This window comes from Ruminococcus sp. zg-924 (genome assembly GCF_024433635.1).
GTDB lineage: Bacteria > Bacillota > Clostridia > Oscillospirales > Acutalibacteraceae > UBA7067.
The window spans coordinates 19,643-36,865 of record NZ_WNJZ01000018.1 but is presented as its reverse complement, the minus strand read 5'-3'; the positions used below and the strand labels follow the sequence as shown (position 1 = coordinate 36,865).

Annotated in this window: 18 protein-coding genes; all 18 read left to right on the top strand. The window is 42.9% G+C overall.

Annotated elements, in window-relative coordinates:
* Positions 1–44 precede the first annotated feature (44 nt).
* The 18 genes from miaB to GMA13_RS09000 all read left to right on the top strand — a co-directional run bounded on the left by miaB (position 45) and on the right by GMA13_RS09000 (position 17,205).
* Positions 45–1,445: a tRNA (N6-isopentenyl adenosine(37)-C2)-methylthiotransferase MiaB gene (miaB, locus tag GMA13_RS09085; RefSeq protein WP_255883492.1), complete on the top strand. Its 1,401-nt coding sequence runs from the start codon at positions 45–47 to the stop codon at positions 1,443–1,445.
* Positions 1,446–1,479: 34 nt separating this feature from the next.
* Entirely contained in the window at positions 1,480–1,884 is a 405-nt protein-coding gene (locus GMA13_RS09080) for a YlbF family regulator (RefSeq protein WP_255883493.1), read from the top strand.
* Between the two features lie 108 nt (positions 1,885–1,992).
* Positions 1,993–4,599, top strand: a complete 2,607-nt coding sequence (mutS, locus tag GMA13_RS09075) for a DNA mismatch repair protein MutS (protein ID WP_255883494.1) — start codon at positions 1,993–1,995, stop codon at positions 4,597–4,599.
* Positions 4,600–4,622: 23 nt separating this feature from the next.
* Positions 4,623–6,680 (top strand): DNA mismatch repair endonuclease MutL, encoded by a 2,058-nt coding sequence (gene mutL / locus GMA13_RS09070; protein ID WP_255883495.1) that lies wholly within the window; start codon positions 4,623–4,625, stop codon positions 6,678–6,680.
* A 4-nt stretch (positions 6,681–6,684) separates the two neighbouring features.
* Positions 6,685–7,638 (top strand): tRNA (adenosine(37)-N6)-dimethylallyltransferase MiaA, encoded by a 954-nt coding sequence (gene miaA / locus GMA13_RS09065; protein WP_255883496.1) that lies wholly within the window; start codon positions 6,685–6,687, stop codon positions 7,636–7,638.
* An 18-nt stretch (positions 7,639–7,656) separates the two neighbouring features.
* A complete protein-coding gene (locus GMA13_RS09060; RefSeq protein ID WP_255883497.1) occupies positions 7,657–8,961 on the top strand; it encodes an HlyD family efflux transporter periplasmic adaptor subunit in 1,305 nt (434 codons plus the stop codon).
* Complete coding sequence (locus tag GMA13_RS09055; RefSeq protein WP_255883498.1) at positions 8,936–9,670, top strand: YggS family pyridoxal phosphate-dependent enzyme; 735 nt, start codon at positions 8,936–8,938, stop codon at positions 9,668–9,670. Before GMA13_RS09060 ends, GMA13_RS09055 begins: the two co-directional genes overlap by 26 nt.
* Before the next feature lie 14 nt (positions 9,671–9,684).
* Positions 9,685–10,233, top strand: a complete 549-nt coding sequence (locus tag GMA13_RS09050; RefSeq protein WP_255883499.1) for a cell division protein SepF — start codon at positions 9,685–9,687, stop codon at positions 10,231–10,233.
* Complete coding sequence (locus tag GMA13_RS09045) at positions 10,233–10,979, top strand: RNA-binding protein (RefSeq protein WP_255883500.1); 747 nt, start codon at positions 10,233–10,235, stop codon at positions 10,977–10,979. Before GMA13_RS09050 ends, GMA13_RS09045 begins: the two co-directional genes overlap by 1 nt.
* 13 nt (positions 10,980–10,992) lie before the next feature.
* Positions 10,993–11,667 carry a DivIVA domain-containing protein gene (locus GMA13_RS09040; protein ID WP_255883501.1) on the top strand — a complete coding sequence of 225 codons (675 nt, stop codon included), beginning with the start codon at positions 10,993–10,995 and terminating at the stop codon, positions 11,665–11,667.
* Positions 11,668–11,760: 93 nt separating this feature from the next.
* Positions 11,761–12,255 carry a signal peptidase II gene (gene lspA, locus GMA13_RS09035; RefSeq protein WP_255883502.1) on the top strand — a complete coding sequence of 165 codons (495 nt, stop codon included), beginning with the start codon at positions 11,761–11,763 and terminating at the stop codon, positions 12,253–12,255.
* Complete coding sequence (locus tag GMA13_RS09030; RefSeq protein WP_255883526.1) at positions 12,242–13,168, top strand: RluA family pseudouridine synthase; 927 nt, start codon at positions 12,242–12,244, stop codon at positions 13,166–13,168. Before lspA ends, GMA13_RS09030 begins: the two co-directional genes overlap by 14 nt.
* Positions 13,169–13,322: 154 nt before the next feature.
* Positions 13,323–13,670 carry a 50S ribosomal protein L19 gene (gene rplS / locus GMA13_RS09025; RefSeq protein WP_255883503.1) on the top strand — a complete coding sequence of 116 codons (348 nt, stop codon included), beginning with the start codon at positions 13,323–13,325 and terminating at the stop codon, positions 13,668–13,670.
* 60 nt (positions 13,671–13,730) lie between these two features.
* Entirely contained in the window at positions 13,731–14,375 is a 645-nt protein-coding gene (gene lepB / locus GMA13_RS09020; protein WP_255883504.1) for a signal peptidase I, read from the top strand.
* Positions 14,376–14,444: 69 nt separating this feature from the next.
* Positions 14,445–15,317 carry a ribosome biogenesis GTPase YlqF gene (gene ylqF, locus GMA13_RS09015; RefSeq protein ID WP_255883505.1) on the top strand — a complete coding sequence of 291 codons (873 nt, stop codon included), beginning with the start codon at positions 14,445–14,447 and terminating at the stop codon, positions 15,315–15,317.
* A 3-nt stretch (positions 15,318–15,320) separates the two neighbouring features.
* Complete coding sequence (locus GMA13_RS09010) at positions 15,321–15,926, top strand: ribonuclease HII (RefSeq protein ID WP_255883506.1); 606 nt, start codon at positions 15,321–15,323, stop codon at positions 15,924–15,926.
* Positions 15,927–16,310: a YraN family protein gene (locus GMA13_RS09005; protein WP_255883507.1), complete on the top strand. Its 384-nt coding sequence runs from the start codon at positions 15,927–15,929 to the stop codon at positions 16,308–16,310.
* Positions 16,297–17,205: a dipeptidase gene (locus tag GMA13_RS09000; RefSeq protein ID WP_255883508.1), complete on the top strand. Its 909-nt coding sequence runs from the start codon at positions 16,297–16,299 to the stop codon at positions 17,203–17,205. Before GMA13_RS09005 ends, GMA13_RS09000 begins: the two co-directional genes overlap by 14 nt.
* Positions 17,206–17,223: the final 18 nt, after the last annotated feature.

Below are 17,223 nucleotides of genomic sequence, written 5' to 3'. Positions count from 1 at the left end.
TGATATTATAATCTTTAAGTTTAAAAGAATGGAGTACAAGCGATTTGAGCGAAAAAGATATGTTTCTTGATCTTCAAAATGAATATATAAACCTCGTTGCAGAGATTATGCAGATTAGGGCAATTGGTGAAAAACCTTTGGCTTATATACGCACATACGGCTGTCAGCAGAATGTTGCCGACAGCGAAACAATTAAGGGTATGCTTGCCTTAATGGGCTACGGCTTTACCGATACCCCTGATAACGCTGACTTTATCCTCTTCAACACCTGTGCTGTACGTGAGCACGCAGAGGACCGTGTTTTCGGCAATGTTGGAGCAATCAAGGCAATAAAGAAAAAGCACCCAAGTGTGCTGATTGCGCTGTGCGGCTGTATGATGGAGCAGGAGCATATTGCGCAGAGAATATACAAAAGCTTTCCGTTTGTTGGACTTGTTTTCGGCACACACTGCCTTCACGAATTTCCCAAGCTTTTGTATAACAGCCTGCTTACAGGCAAGCGTCAGTTTATACGTAACAATGATGACTTACTTGTTCATGAGGGTATGCCGAAGCTTCGGGACGGGCAGTTCAAGGGCTGGCTACCTATTATGTACGGCTGTGATAATTTCTGTTCATACTGCATAGTGCCGTATGTCAGGGGCAGGGAAAGAAGCCGCAAGAGCGAAATTATATTACAAGAGGCAAGACAGCTTATTGAAAGCGGATACAAGGATATAACGCTGTTAGGACAAAACGTAAACTCCTACGGCAAGGGTCTTGACGAGGACATAACCTTTGCGCAGCTTCTCAAAAAAATAGACGCAATAGACGGTGACTATACACTGCGCTTTATGACCTCGCACCCAAAAGACTGCACAAAGGAGCTTATTGACACAATAGAGCAAAGCCGCCATATATCAACTCATCTGCATTTGCCGTTCCAGTCGGGCAGCAACAGGATTTTAAAGCAGATGAACAGGCGTTACACAAGGGAGAAATACCTTGAAATTGTAAACTACGCTAAAGCGAAAATTCCAAACCTTTCCCTTACAAGCGATATTATAGTAGGCTTTCCGGGTGAAACTGAGGAGGACTTCCGGGACACACTCTCGCTTATTGAGGAGGTAGGCTTTACATCACTGTTCACCTTTATTTACTCAAAGCGTGTCGGAACGCCCGCCGCAAAAATGGAGGACCCGACAACTGCTGAGGAAAAGTCAGAACGCTTTCAGCGACTGCTTGATTTGCAGGAGAAAATCGCTGCGTGCAGATGTGCTTCAATGGTTGGAACCCGGCAAAAGGTTTTGTTTGAGGAAAAATCAAAGAAAGACGGTGTATTAAATGCAAGAACATCGGGAAATATTGTTGTAGAGGTTCCGGCTGACGAGAGTTTAATCGGCTGTTTCGGAAACGTAGAGATTACAGAAGCAGGAAACTGGATTTTAAGAGGTAAATTAATTTAATTATTATATAAAGATAACTGAAAGGAAGATTAAAATGGATATTATTCAGATGGCAAGAGAGATTGGACACGCAATTCAGAAAGAGGACGCTTATTTAAAGCTTCAGATTGCTCAGCAGAACAGCGACAATGACCGGGAGCTTCAGAATTTGATAGGCGAATTCAACTTAAAGAGGATGTCAATCAACAACGAGGCTCAGAAAAGCGACCGTGACGACCAAAAGCTTCAGCAGCTCAATGTTGAAATGCGTGAGGTTTACGCAAAGATTATGCAAAACGAAAATATGAACGCATACAACGACGCTAAGGAGTCGCTTGATTCAATACTTCAAAGAGTGCTTACTATTATCAGCAACTCCGCAAACGGCGAAGACCCCGACACAACCGATTATTCTCCAAGCTGCACAGGCAGCTGCTCAAGCTGCGGCGGCTGTCACTGATGAGTGCAGCTGACAGCAAAGCATAATGAAGTCGTCCGGTCGTTTTGCTGTTAGCAGTTTCCAAGCTATTGCTTAATATTAATTCTAATTATAACAGAGGTGAATATAATGGCAGAGCTTTCTCCTATGATGAAGCAGTATCTTCAAATTAAAGAGGAGAACAAGGATTGCATCCTGTTTTTTCGCTTAGGCGATTTTTACGAAATGTTCTTTGACGATGCCAAGCTTGCTTCAAAGGAGCTTGAGCTTACTCTTACAGGCAGAGACTGCGGACAGGAGGAGCGTGCGCCAATGTGCGGCGTTCCGTACCACAGCTGCGAAGGCTATATTGCACGCCTTGTAGCAAAGGGCTATAAGGTTGCAATTTGCGAGCAAATGGAGGACCCCTCAACCGCTAAGGGTCTTGTCAAGAGGGATATAGTAAGAATCATCACTCCGGGTACGGTTATGGAGAGCAGTATGCTTGACGAGGCGAAGAATAACTTTATCGCCTGCTGCTATGCCGAGAACACCTCTATTGGCGCTTGCTTTGCTGATATTTCAACAGGCGAGCTGCACTGCACACAGATAAGCGGCGACGGCTCGTTTGACTCGTTTAAAAATGAGCTTTTCCGCTTTGCTCCGAGAGAAATCCTAATCGGCGGCGACATAAGAAGCTTCAGCGGTTTGCCTGCACTTATTCGTGACAAGCTTTCGGCAGGAGTTGAAATGCTGGAGGATGAAAAGTTCGATTACGAAACCGCACTTGAAACAGTAACAAAGCAATTTGGTGAAAAGCAGGCGCAGCAGCTTATCTCTCAGAATTACCGTGTTGTAATTTCATCGCTCGGTGCGCTTGTAAGCTACCTTCTGCTTACGCAGAAAAACGGCCTTGAACGCATAAACAAAATTGATTTTTACCTTGGAAATCAGTTTATGAACCTCGACTTCAATACAAGACGAAACCTTGAGCTTTTGGAAACCATGCGCAGCAAGGAGAAAAAGGGTTCGCTCTTGTGGGTGCTTGACAGAACAAAAACAGCTATGGGCAAGCGTCTTATCAGAAACTGGATTGAAAAGCCGCTTGTAAGCTGTGCCGCAATTATCAAGCGCCAGAACGCTGTGGACGAGCTTTATTCAGATACGCTCAAAAGGCTTGACCTTGTCAATGCCTTAAACGGTGTGTTCGATATTGAAAGACTGATGACAAGAATTGTATACGGCAGTGCTAACGGCAGAGAGCTTCGCAACCTTTGTGCCGCATTGCAGTGTATTCCCGAGATAGTCTCAATTATCGGTGAGGTAAGCTCTCCGCTTTTAAAGGAGCTTTTATCATCAATAGATCAGCTTGAAGATATAACTGCTCTTATCAACAATTCTATTGTTGAAGAACCGCCTTTTTCAGTTCGTGAGGGCGGAATTATTAAAGAGGGATATAGTGAACAGCTCGATATGCTAAGAAACGATATGAACAATTCATCATCAATCTTAGCGCAGATTGAAGCAAGAGAGCGTGAAAAAACATCTATCCCCAAATTAAAGGTAGGCTACAACAGGGTATTCGGCTATTATATTGAGGTGTCAAACTCGTATAAAAACCTTGTACCCGAGGAATATATACGAAAGCAAACGCTTACAAATTGCGAAAGATACATAACGCAGGAGCTTAAGGACTTGGAGGGCAGAATTCTTGGAGCGAAGGAAAGATCCTTCGGCCTTGAATACAAGCTTTTTGAGGAGATAAGAACTAAGGTTGCAGATAACCTTGAGCGTATTCAGACAACGGCTTCGGCTATTGCAAATATTGACGTGCTCGCATCTCTTGCGTCAGTTGCCGCAGATAATCGCTACTGCAAGCCGAATATATCGTTAAGCGGCGGTATTCATCTTAAGGAGAGCCGCCACCCTGTTGTTGAACAGCTTTTGACGGGCGCTCCGTTTGTACCGAATGACGCAGTTCTCGACAGCAATGATAACACAGTTGCAATCATAACAGGACCGAATATGGCGGGTAAATCAACCTATATGCGGCAGGTTGCACTGATTGTGCTTATGGCGCAGATTGGCTCGTTTGTGCCTGCAAGCAGCGCCGATATTGAGATATGCGACAGCATTTTTACCAGAGTAGGCGCATCTGATGACCTTGCAGCAGGACAGTCAACATTTATGGTTGAAATGAGCGAGGTTGCCTCTATTGTTAAAAATGCAACGTCAAAAAGCCTGCTCATTTTAGATGAAATAGGCAGAGGTACATCCACCTTTGACGGTATGAGTATAGCAAGGGCAGTGCTTGAGTACGTCGCAAACAAGAAAAAGCTCGGTGCTAAAACGCTTTTTGCAACTCACTACCATGAGCTTAGCGTAATGGAGGATATTCTTGACGGCGTTAAAAACTACAATATAGCTGTAAAAAAACGTGGCGACGACATAACCTTTTTGCGCCGCATTGTTCCCGGCGGTACAGACGACAGCTACGGAATAGAGGTAGCAAAGCTTGCCGGTGTTCCGGAATGGATAATCAAGCGTGCCAAGCTAATATTAAAGGAGCTTGAAAGCGGCAGTGCAAAGCAGGAACGCAAGCCTCAGCCGAAAAAGGACGAGAAGCTTGAACAGCTTTCTTTCTTCTCCGGCGGCAATCCTGCAATAGAGGAAAAGCTTAAATCAATTGATATAAACACTCTAACCCCAATTGAGTCGATGAATATACTGTTTGAGCTTATAAAAATGTGTAATTAATTACTTGTAGGAGGTGAGCCTGTATGGGCAGAATTAATGTGCTTGATAAGCACACAGCCGAGCTTATTGCAGCCGGTGAGGTTGTTGAAAGACCGGCGTCCGTCATTAAGGAGCTTGTTGAAAATTCTATTGATGCAGGCTCAAAATCAATTACAGTTGAAATAATGCGTGGCGGAGTTTCGTATATTCGTGTTACGGATGATGGATGCGGAATAATGAAAGAGGACATTAGAAATGCCTTTGTACGCCATGCAACAAGCAAGGTTGCAACTGAGGACGATTTGGCTTCAATTTCAACTCTCGGCTTTCGTGGCGAGGCTTTGGCTTCTGTCAGCGCAGTTGCAAAGGTTGAGCTTCTGACGTTGAGCGACAACGAGGAAATCGGAACACGTTTTGTTATTCACGGCGGCGAGGAAATTGAGTTTGACAGTGCAGGGTGTCCTCAGGGCACAACGATAATCGTACGTGATATTTTTTATAACGTGCCTGCAAGAATGAAATTTCTTAAAAAGGACGTTTCCGAGGGCAATGCCGTCACTGCAATAATAGATAAAATCGCACTGTCGCACCCCGAGGTTGCGTTTACATACATTCGTGACGGAAAGCAGGCGCTCAAAACAACAGGAGACGGAAAGCTGCTTTCTGCTGTCTACGCAGTATTCGGCAGGGATTTTGCAAAGGGGCTTATTCCGGTTGACTATTCGCTCGGCGGAGTATCTGTAAGCGGCTATATCTCACAGCCGTACAACGCAAGACCCAACAGAAATATGCAGAATTTCTTTATTAACAACCGTTACGTTCGCTGCCGCACTGCAATGGTAGCTCTTGAGGAAGCCTGCAAAGGCTCTGTTATGGTCGGCAAATTTCCGGCTTGTGTGCTTCAAATTTCCTTGTCTTTTGAGGGTGTTGACGTCAATGTTCACCCTGCAAAAACAGAGATACGCTTTATCAACGAACGACCTGTTTTTGATGCGGTTTATCACGGTGTTAAGTCTGCGCTCAATACAAACCACAGGGAAAAGGAAGTAACGCTCAAAAGCTCTCAGCCGAATGAAAAAACTGTTTATAACGCATCGGGTCAAAAGACCCCGTTCAGCTTTGACAGCCTTAAGCTTATTTATCAAAAGCAGAGCAACACGCAAAACCTAACTGCTCAAGGACAAAACAGCAGCGTTAGTTCGCAGCCGATTGTATCAGTTCCGAGAACAAGCTCATATTCTCAGCCGCATAGGCTTTCCGACAGCACAAGCGACAGAGAATCCGTTGAGGCATATTTGAATATGCTTGACAATGCGAATATCATTGTAAATCAAACTTCGGTAGGGACTGAGAAAAATGATGCTGACAACAGCCGCAATGCTGATAAACTCCGGCAGGGTTCAATTGGAAACAGCACCGAAGAAATAAAAACTGAAGAGTGTAAAAGTGAGGATATTCCGGTCGCTCAGGCTGAAATTTCTTTAACACAAGAGGAGATAGACAGCAGTAATCCGATAACCGAGATTGCAAAGCCTGCGGTGAGGTATATCGGCGAGGTGTTCAATACATATATTCTCGCACAGCGGGGCGACAAGGAAATGTTGATTATTGACAAGCACGCAGCACATGAGAGAATAATATATGAAAGATTAAAGCAGGAAAAGGGAACGGCTTATTCTCAAACATTGCTTGAACCTGTTTCCGTACTGCTCAGCAGCGGCGAATATGACGCTGTTACGAATAATATTGAAGCCTTTACACGCCTTGGATTTGAAATAGACGAATTCGGCAGTTCAACTGTTTTGGTAAGAGCGTATCCGCAGTATCTGAAAATTGAGGATTTAAAATCAACGGTTGAAGAAATGGCAGGGTATCTTCTTGATAACAAAAAGCTTATCGAAAGCGAAAAGATGGATTGGGTCTATCACAATGTAGCCTGCCGTGCGGCTATCAAGGGCGGCAATATCAACAATGAAGCAGAGCTTAAGGAAATACTTCGTATAGTAGAAAACGACGAAAGAATACGCTACTGTCCTCACGGACGTCCGGTATGCACTGTTATAAAGAAAAGTGAATTTGAAAAAATGTTTGGCAGGGTGTAATAAATTGAATGATTTACAAAAAATCCCGCTTGTTGCAGTTGTCGGCCCCACCGCATCCGGCAAAACTTCGCTTGGGATTGAGCTTGCAAAAAAATATAACGGCGAAATAATCTCTGCCGATTCAATGCAGATTTATAAATATATGGATATTGCTACGGCGAAGCCTACCAAGAAAGAAATGCAGGGAATACCGCATCATCTTATAGGCTTTTGTCCGCCCGATACTCCGTTTTCGGTGGCAGATTATGTTGCCGTTGCTAAGGAGAAAATCCTTGACATTCACAGCCGAGAAAAGCTTCCGATAATTGTCGGCGGCACAGGGCTTTACATATCTTCGCTGCTCAATAACATTGAGTTTTCGCAGTCCTCATCAGATGAGAATTTAAGAGAAGAGCTGTTAAGCGTTGCCAAAGCACAGGGTGCAGACAAGCTGCTTGAAATGCTCAGTGAGTTTGACAGTGAAAGTGCTAAAAGATTATCTGAACAAAAAAACGTCAAGCGTATTGTCCGAGCAATTGAAATTTACAAAACAACAGGCGTTACAATGACTGAAAGCATAAAAAATTCCCGTCTTTCACAGCCGCCGTATAATGATGTAAGAATAGGTCTTAAATCTGAAAACAGGCAGTTATTGTATGACAGAGTAAACAAAAGGGTAGATATTATGCTTGAAAGCGGTCTGCTTGACGAAACAAAAAGGATTATGGCTTTAAACCTCGGCAAAACTGCAAAAATGGCGATAGGCTACAAGGAGCTTATACCGTATCTTGAGGGAAGTATGACCCTTGATGACGCCATAGAGAAATTAAAAATGGAAACACGCCGATACGCAAAGCGACAGCTTACTTGGTTTCGGCGTGATGAAAAAATTAATTGGATTGATATTGATAAATTGTCAAATGGTGATATTATTAAAGAAGCCTGCAATATTGTCGAGTGCAGCAGGATTTTAGATTGACAGGTAAGGTGAAAAACATTGGGAAAGTCAACATTTAAAAAGGCTTGTATCATAGCACTGTGCTTTATAGCCTTTTTGTATATTATATATTTGCTCTACGGAGCTAACTTCTCGGTTGTAAAGACTGAAACCGTTGCGCTTTCAACAGCCGCTGATTCCATTTATGCGGACGGTTATATTGTACGCAACGAAACACTTATCACTAACGATACAAACGGCGTTGTTTCCTACGAATATGACGGAAACAGAAAGGTTGCCGCAAACGGAATAATAGCAAAGGTTTATGCAAGCGAGCAGGACGCAAACAACCATAAGCTTATGAATCAGATACAGCAGCGGATAGATAGTTTCCAAAAGCTCAACAAGTCTGCTCAGCGTGAAACATCAGGCCTTGACAGCATAAGAAACCAAATAAATTCACAGATTATGGATATTAGCAAAAACATAGTCAGCGGCAATATGCTAAGCCTTGTTGACAACGATGACAGCCTTCTCTACTCTCTTAACGAAAGTATGCTTGTTGTGGGAGCTGTTAAGGATTATTCCCCAAAGATAGCGTCGCTTCAGCAGGAATACAACACGCTTAAGGGAACAACCGGAGAGGCCATTGCCGAGATAAAGTCACCGGTTGCAGGTTATTTTACAACTACAACAGACGGCTTTGAAAAAAAGTTTGACTACAAAAAAGCAACTGAAACAACGCTTGACCAAGCTAATAAAGAGCTTAAATATGAGGCGGACAAGGTTGCCGATAATGTAATAGGAAAGGTTGTAAGCGAGCTTAACTGGTATATGATTTGTCCTATAAAGGCGGAGGAAAGCCTTGCAATCAACAAAAACCTTGACTCGTCACAGATAAAGGTTAATATGCCCTACGTTTCGGCGCAGAGCGTGCCGGTAAAAATAGCCGCTATGAACCAAGAAACCAAAACCTCCGACGGAGCGCTTGTACTCCAATGCAATTATTTGAGTCCTGTGCTTGCCTCGGTAAGGCAGGAGCAGTTAAGAATTGATATTCAAACCTATGAGGGACTTAAAATAAGCAAGTCGGCTCTTCACGAGGGAACTGTTACAAGAACGGTTACCGATGACAAGGGCAATGAAAAAGAGGAAAGCCGAAAGGTTAAGGGTGTTTACGCTGTCAGCGGAAACGTAATGGAGTTTAAGGAGGTTATTATTCTTTACTCCGACGAGGACTTCGTTATCTGCAAGCAGACAACCGACAATGACGAGGAGCTTTTCAGCGACGAAACAGTTAAGCTCTATGACAGGGTAGTAATAGGAGGTACTGATTTATATGACGGAAAAAGTGTTAGAGTATGATACCAAGAAAATGGAGGACGTTGAATATAACTTCAAGCAGATTGAGGAGAATATTTCTGTTGCCGCACAGAAGGCGGGAAAGAGCAGGAAGGATATAATTTTTCTTGCCGCAACAAAAACTGTTGAGCCTGTATATATTAACCGTGCAATTTCCTGCGGACTAAAATATATAGGCGAAAACAGGGTGCAGGAGCTTCTTGCAAAATATGATTATTACGACCTTGAAAATGCTTCACTTCATTTTATCGGACATTTGCAGAGCAATAAAATCCGCCAGATTGTCGGTAAGGTTGACCTTATCCAGTCGGTTGACAGCTTAAAGCTTGCAACGGAAATATCAAGGCAGGGTCAGCTGAAAAGCACAAAAACAGATATACTTGTTGAGGTAAATATCGGCGGAGAGGAAAATAAATCGGGAGTTGAGCCGGAAAAACTGGAGGAGCTTTTGGGTGAAATAGCCGAGCTTGACAATATTTCCGTCAAGGGATTGATGACAATTCCGCCAATTTGCAGTGAAAAAACAGAGATTAGAAAATATTTTTCAAGAATGAACAAACTATTTATTGACATTAAGGGCAAAAAATTAGATAATGTAGATATGCAGATTTTATCTATGGGTATGTCTTCTGACTATGAGGAGGCTATTTTAGAGGGTGCAAACATGGTCAGAGTTGGCTCTGCACTGTTTGGACCGAGAATATATGTTTAACGGAGGAAAAATAAATGGCAGGTTTAGTAGATAAATTCAAACGTATGTGGGACGTTCCGGATGACGATTACGATAGCTATGACGAGGATTATGATAACTACGATGATTACGATGACGACGAAGAGGATGTAAGCGATTACTCAAGCTCACGCTCAAGCAGCTCTTACTCTTCTTCAAGCTCCTCATCTTCATCATCATCTTCTTTTGCTTCAAGCTACCCGTCCTATTCTTCTTCAACAGGTGAAACAAGAAAGAACAAGGTTGTAAATATCAGCGCCACAGCAAAGCTTCAGGTTGTTCTGTTCCAGCCGGAAACCTTCGGTGCAGAAACAAAGGCTATTGCAGACGAGCTGATAAAATCACATACGGTGGTTTTGAATCTTGAAAAAACAGACCGTGATATTTCAAGAAGAATACTTGATTTCTTAAGCGGCTGTGCATACGGAAGTAACGGCTCAGTTAAGAGAATTGCAACAAGCACCTATCTTATTATTCCGAATAATGTTGACTTAACAGGAGACGAGCTTCTTGACGAGCTTGAAAGTAACGGCTTGTACTTCTGATGAATTCTGAAAATAGTGTTTCCTTGCAGATAAAGGACGCAATTCGCCTTGCTGAGCTTCGGGACAAGCCGCAGTTTGTTGGCTTCCTGAATGAAGAGGAGGCGCAGCAGGCGGTGACCCTACTTAAAGGGCAGAACACTGTAAATTACCTGCTTTGGGGCGGTAATGACAACGCACTGCGAACAATAGCAGGGATTTTTCCCGATGCAATATCACCGCAAGGAAGTTTCTTTCCGATTAAGATAATAAAGGCAGACTATCCGAATCAGTTTAAGCTTTCTCACCGTGATTTTTTAGGTGCATTAATGAGCCTTGGAATCAAGCGAAGCTGTGTAGGAGATATTAAAATATCCGATGGTATAGCCTTGATTTATGTAAAGTCGGAAATATCCGATTACATTATTTCTCAGCTTGAGAAAATCGGCAGAGTAGGTGTAAAGCTTGAATATACCGACGCACAGGATATTCAATTTAAGGACGATACAGAATATTTGAATATCACTGTTTCTTCGCTAAGACTTGACAATGTGGTGTCTGCGGTATTAAACTTAAGCAGAGATAAAAGCTCACAGGCGGTTAAGTCAGGGCTTGTATCGGTTAATCACACAATAAGGCAGTCGCCGTCATATCAGCTTAAACAGGGCGACTCGATTGTGTTCAAGGGGAAAGGCAAGCTTGTTTTAGAGGAGCTTGCCGGCGAAAGTAAAAAAGGAAAGAAAAAACTGATAATAAAAAAATACAGATAGGAGAGAATAATTTATGCTTACAATTGATGAGGTAAAAAATATCAGCTTCAGAAAGGCAAATCTTGGCGGTTTCCGTCCGGATGATGTTGAGGTATTTATTGAAGATGTTGTTGCAACACTTGAGCAGAATAAGAAGGACAAGATTGAACTTGTTAAAAAGCTTGACATACTCGCTAAGAGAATTGAAGAATACCGCCGTGACGAGGAGAACGTAAGGGGTGCTCTTATTAATGCTCAGAAGGTTATGGACGCTACAAAGAAAGAGGCTAACGAGCAGGCTGAAAAGATTGTGAACGATGCTAAGGTTAAGGCTCACGATATTATCGTAAATGCAAATGCAGCCGTTGTTGAGCAGAAAAACAACTATCTCAAGCTTCAGGCTGACGCCGTTGTGTTAAGAGAGCAGCTCCTTGAGATATATAAAAACCACTTGGCTCTTATAGACGAGCTTCCAACTGTTGAGGATATGAGCAAAACTAAGAATGAGCTTGACAGAAAGTACCCTGTTGACGAGAATGCTGTTTACACACCGGTTGCTCATTCAGAGGTTGAAAAAACAGTTAATGAGATTACAAAGGAAACTGCGCCAAAGGATAAGGACGTAGTTGATATTACAACAGAATTCTCAACCGACGCTGTTCAGAAGGCAGCAGAGGAAGCTGTAAGCAACGCTCAAAGCGAGGAATAATCCCTGTTACACCTGTAATAATATACATAACCAATAATCTTGGCGGTGTGTCTGTCGATACGCCGCTATATTATTATTCGGAGAACTGATTATATGAAAAAAATAATGACATTTATCATAGCCGCTGTTGTGGTAGCTGCTGACCAGCTTGTCAAAATACTCGTTATCAATCAATTAAAGCCTATAAGGTCCGTAACAGTTATTGAAGGCCTGCTAAACTTCACATATGTTGAAAACAAAGGTATGGCGTTTGGAATGCTTGCCAATCAGCGTTGGATTTTTATTGCGCTTACATCGGTAGTAATACTTGCGTTGATTGTAGCAGTGCTTAAGCTAAAGAATCAGAGCAATCTGTTTTATATTTCGGCGGCTCTTTTAATAGGCGGCGGTATAGGAAATATGATAGACAGAATACTATACGGATACGTGGTAGATTATATTCAGCTGTCATTTTTTCCGCCGGTGTGCAACTTTGCCGATTACTGTGTTACGGCAGGCGTGATTATATTCCTGATTTATCTGTTCTTCTTTACCGACTTTCTGAAAAGCGATAAGGAGAAAAGGATTGATAAAAATGCAGCAGCTTGACTTTTTGTGTGATGATACCGCCGTCGGAGTAAGACTGGATAAATTTCTTTCTCAGCAGATACCTGACCGGACAAGGAGCTTTTTGTCAAAGCTTATTGAGGACGGACAGGTGCTTATCAGCGGTAAGGTGCAGACAAAAAATTATAAGTTAAGAATCGGCGACAGCGTAACGGTGACAATACCGGACCCTGTTGATGTTTCAGCACAGCCGGAGAATATACCCCTTGACATCGTGTATGAGGACGATGATTTGATTGTGGTAAACAAGCCCAAGGGTATGGTTGTTCATCCTGCTCCAGGTAATTACAGCGGTACGCTTGTAAACGCACTGCTGTATCACTGCAAGGATTCGCTTTCCGGCATAAACGGAGAGCTTCGACCCGGTATAGTTCACAGAATTGACAAAAACACAAGCGGCTTGCTTATAGTGGCAAAAAATGATAACTCACACAAGCACCTTGCATCTCAGATAAAGGAACATTCCTTTACAAGGGAATATATGGCTGTTGTCTGCGGAGGAATATCCGAACACGGTACTGTTGACGCTCCGATAGGGCGACATCATATCGACAGAAAAAGAATGACGGTTACAGACAAAAACTCGAAAAATGCCGTTACTCATTATTTTGTTAAAAAGCAATATAACGGATACACACATATTATATGCCGGCTGGAAACAGGCAGAACGCATCAGATAAGGGTTCATATGTCGTATATCGGGCATCCGGTTGCAGGAGATGACGTTTACGGCGGAGTCAGGCGGGACAACGAAAAATACTTAGTCGGGCAATGTCTGCATGCCTACAAAATAGGCTTTGTTCACCCGTCAAGCGGTAAGTACCTTGAATTTCAGTCGCCAATGCCGCAGTATTTTGAACGCTTTGTTTCTTATCTTGAAAAAAAGGAAAAATAACTCTTGATTTACTTTGCCAAGTGTGATATAATACTTAAGCATTTGAAATCCGTTACCTGCTTAACGGGAGTCAACAGCCCGACTATTGTCGAGATATTGAAGCGGACAGTCCTCTGCGTAAGCATGAATGTCTATAAAACAGGAGGAAAAAATTATGACAGAAGCATTAAAGAAAATTTCAGCTGATTCAATGAAATCTGAAATTCCGCAGTTCAACATCGGTGACACTGTAAGAATCAGTGTAAACATCCGTGAGGGCGAAAGAGAAAGAATCCAGATGTTCGAGGGTACAGTTATTGCAAAAAGAGGTAGCGGCGTAGCCGAAACCTTCACAGTAAGAAGAGTATCCTACGGCGTTGGTGTTGAAAGAGTATTCCCGATTCACTCACCTAACGTAAAGGATGTTAAAATCGTTAGATACGGTAAGGTTCGCAGAAGTAAGCTCTATTATCTTCGTGACAGAGTTGGTAAGGCTGCTAAGGTTAAGGAGCAAATTCGCTGATAATTTTTTAAAGGGACAGTTTTTGTCCCTTTTTTGCTATAACACACGGAGGTATAACATATGACCGACGATTTAGATTTTCTTCATGACGAAAACGAGGACTTTTTGCGTGCCGCACAGGACAGCGAAGCGCCGGCTCCTGTATCAAGGGTAAATACTATTGAGCAGAAAAAGGGTCCGCTTGTATCTGCTTTTGAGTGGATACAGCTCCTGCTACCGCCAATGTTGGTTGTGGTTTTACTGCTCACATTTGTTTTAAGACTTATCCGTGTTGACGGTAGTTCCATGAAGGATACCTTGTTTGACGGCGAGCAGGTTTTTACAACAAATTTGCTTTATGAGCCTGCTGACGGCGATGTTGTTGTTATTAGTCACGGACAGGAATACCCTACGCCGATTATCAAAAGAGTAATTGCCACAGAGGGTCAGTCTGTTAAGATTGATTATGAAAACAACCGTGTTCTTGTTGACGGCGTAGTAATTGACGAGCCTTATCTGCCGGAACCCATGGTTTACAATCAGCTTGATAGCGACCTTGAAATTCCTGATGTAATCCCGGAGGGAAAGGTCTTTGTTATGGGTGACAACAGAAATCACTCCCTTGACAGCCGTTCACAGAAGGTCGGCTTAATAAATAAAACCGATATTATCGGCAAGGCTCAGCTTATTTGGCTGCCATTTAACAGATTCGGTTTTGTCGATTAATTTCGTTAATTACTTATGAATATTAACGGGCGTACACTTCAGTACGCCTGATTTTTTTAGGAGGATAAAATGGCTGATAAACAAAATATACAGTGGTTCCCCGGACATATGACAAAGGCTATACGCCGAATAAAGGAAAGCCTGCGTATGGTAGATCTTGTTGCAGAAATAGTTGACGCAAGGCTCCCTCAAAGCAGTCGCAATCCCGATATTGACGCTCTTGTGAAAAATAAGCCGAGAATAGTCCTGCTCAATAAATGCGATATGGCTAATCCAAACGTTACCGCAATGTGGGTGAATTACTTTAATTCAAAAAATATCAAGGCTATTCCGGTTGACTGCAAAAGCGGTAAGGGTGTTAAGCAGTTTTTGCCTGCGGTTCGTGATATTATGAAGCCGAGCATTGACAAGTGGCAGCAAAGCGGAATGATAGGCAGGGGCATAAGAATAATGATTGTGGGTATTCCAAACGTGGGAAAATCCTCATTTATTAATAAGCTTGCAGGGAAAACAAGAGCAAGGGCAGAGGACAGACCCGGTGTTACAAGGGGAAATCAGTGGTACACAATTGACGGAAATATAGAGCTGTTGGACACGCCGGGTGTTTTATGGCCGAAGTTTGACGATCCGGAGGTGGGCGAAAAGCTTGCTTTCACTGGTGCGGTTAAGGATCAAATCCTTGACATAGAGCTTTTGGCAGTAAGGCTGCTTGAGGTTTTTCAGGAATGTCCCAATCAGTTCTTTATTGAGCGTTTTAAGCTTCAAAACACAAACCTTAACGATTACACGCCGTATGAGCTTTTAGAGCTTGTCGGCAGAAAAAGAGGAATGTTAATTTCGGGCGGAGAGGTTGACACAGAGCGTGCCGCCAATGTGCTTTTGGACGAATACAGGGGAGGAAAACTCGGCAAGGTGAGCCTTGAGCTGCCGCCGAGAGGATAAAATATGGATTGGTTAGAATACGAAAACAAGGTCATTGCAAGCGGCTTCAGCGCAGTCTGCGGAGTTGATGAAGCCGGCAGAGGGCCATTGGCTGGGCCGGTGTGTGCGGCTGCCGTTATTTTGCCGCCGAATACAATAATTGAAGGCGTGAATGACTCAAAGAAGCTAAGCGAAAAAAAGAGGGAAAAGCTTTTTGACGTAATAACCGAGCAGGCGGCGGCATATTGTGTTGCATGGGCAAGCGTTGAGGAAATAGAGGAAATCAATATTTTAAACGCCGCAATGCTTGCTATGAAGCGAGCTGTCGAAGGCTTGCCGATTAAGGCAGATTTTGCGCTGATTGACGGAAATAAAAAGCCGAGCCTTGAAATTCCTGCTTACCCGATTGTAAAGGGTGACGCACTGTCAATGTCGATAGCCTCAGCGTCAATTCTTGCAAAGGTCAGCCGTGACAGACTGATGTATGAATACGATAAAAAATTTCCGCAGTATCAGTTTGCAAAGCACAAGGGCTACGGCACGAAGCTACATAGAGAAATGATTCTCGAATACGGCCCGTGTGAGATACACAGACCGTCTTTTCTGAAAAAAATAACAGGTGGAAAATAAATGACTAAAGAGGAAATCGGGCATCTCGGTGAGGACAGAGCGCAAAAGTATCTGCTCAAAAATCAATACAAAATAGCCGATACAAACTTTACCACAAATCTCGGCGAGATTGACATTATTGCAGTTAAGAACAACATAATAGCCTTTGTCGAGGTCAAGACAAGGGTAGAAGGCTCGCTTGTTCGCCCTGTTGAAGCTGTAAACAGAGCAAAAATAAATAAGATAATCAGAACAGCTCATCTGTATATGGTGCGCAATTATGTTAAATTACAGCCACGCTTTGATATATGCGAGGTTACTTACTTTCAGCAAACGCAGCAGTTCAGAGTAACAAATTATATAAAGAATGCTTTTCAGCAGGAGGGCAGCTATGCAGTATATTGACTTGCATTGCGACACTCTCTACCGTGCGGTGACGGAAAATAAAAATCTGTACGATAACGATTTCCATATTTCGCTCGGAGACAAAGATTCCTTTAAAATATGGGTTCAGTGCTTTGCAGTGTGGATTCCGGACGATATAACGCTTGAGCAGGCGCAAAGCTTGTATCAAAAAGCAGTACAAAGGTTAAATACAGATGCATATGATAATTCTTTTGATATTTATAAAGGTAACGGCTTTGGCGGAAAATACACCGCCGTTCTGACCGTAGAGGGCGGCAGACTTATTGGTAGTGATTTAAGCAATATCAAGCGGCTTGCCGATGATAATGTTAAGATACTGACTCTTACGTGGAACGGCGACAATCAAATAGCCTGCGGTGCGCAAACTAATAATGATACAGGACTTACAGATTTCGGCAAGGCGGCAGTGCGGGAGCTGGAGAGAAATAAAATTGTTGTTGACGTTTCCCACCTGAGCGACCGCTCGTTTTATGATACTGCCGAGAATTCAACTGCTCCGTTTGTTGCAACACATTCAAACTCAAGGACAATTTGCAACCACAGGCGAAACCTCACCGACGAGCAGTTTAAAATAATCAGGGACACAGGCGGAATAATCGGACTAAATTTTTACCGTGACTTTTTGTCCTGTGGAAAAGCCGGAATTAAGGACATAGTGAAGCACTGCGAGCATTTTCTGTCGCTCGGCGGAGAGGACACAGTTGCAATTGGCAGTGACTTTGACGGCAGTGATATGCCCGACGATATATGCGGCATAGCTGATGTGCCGAAAATATATAATGAATTTTTGCGGCTGAATTACAGCGAAACACTTGTAAATAAGATATTTTGGGCAAATGCTCACAATTTTTTTGAAACCTTTGACAATACGTGAATTTTGTTATAGAATAGG

Coding starts and splice junctions, on each gene's coding strand:
- GMA13_RS09080 (WP_255883493.1), top strand. CDS start 1,480: ATGGATATTATTCAGATGGCAAGAGAGATTGGACACGCAATTCAGAAA.
- mutS (WP_255883494.1), top strand. CDS start 1,993: ATGGCAGAGCTTTCTCCTATGATGAAGCAGTATCTTCAAATTAAAGAG.
- mutL (WP_255883495.1), top strand. CDS start 4,623: ATGGGCAGAATTAATGTGCTTGATAAGCACACAGCCGAGCTTATTGCA.
- GMA13_RS09055 (WP_255883498.1), top strand. CDS start 8,936: ATGACGGAAAAAGTGTTAGAGTATGATACCAAGAAAATGGAGGACGTT.
- GMA13_RS09050 (WP_255883499.1), top strand. CDS start 9,685: ATGGCAGGTTTAGTAGATAAATTCAAACGTATGTGGGACGTTCCGGAT.
- GMA13_RS09045 (WP_255883500.1), top strand. CDS start 10,233: ATGAATTCTGAAAATAGTGTTTCCTTGCAGATAAAGGACGCAATTCGC.
- GMA13_RS09040 (WP_255883501.1), top strand. CDS start 10,993: ATGCTTACAATTGATGAGGTAAAAAATATCAGCTTCAGAAAGGCAAAT.
- lspA (WP_255883502.1), top strand. CDS start 11,761: ATGAAAAAAATAATGACATTTATCATAGCCGCTGTTGTGGTAGCTGCT.
- GMA13_RS09030 (WP_255883526.1), top strand. CDS start 12,242: ATGCAGCAGCTTGACTTTTTGTGTGATGATACCGCCGTCGGAGTAAGA.
- rplS (WP_255883503.1), top strand. CDS start 13,323: ATGACAGAAGCATTAAAGAAAATTTCAGCTGATTCAATGAAATCTGAA.
- lepB (WP_255883504.1), top strand. CDS start 13,731: ATGACCGACGATTTAGATTTTCTTCATGACGAAAACGAGGACTTTTTG.
- ylqF (WP_255883505.1), top strand. CDS start 14,445: ATGGCTGATAAACAAAATATACAGTGGTTCCCCGGACATATGACAAAG.
- GMA13_RS09010 (WP_255883506.1), top strand. CDS start 15,321: ATGGATTGGTTAGAATACGAAAACAAGGTCATTGCAAGCGGCTTCAGC.
- GMA13_RS09005 (WP_255883507.1), top strand. CDS start 15,927: ATGACTAAAGAGGAAATCGGGCATCTCGGTGAGGACAGAGCGCAAAAG.
- GMA13_RS09000 (WP_255883508.1), top strand. CDS start 16,297: ATGCAGTATATTGACTTGCATTGCGACACTCTCTACCGTGCGGTGACG.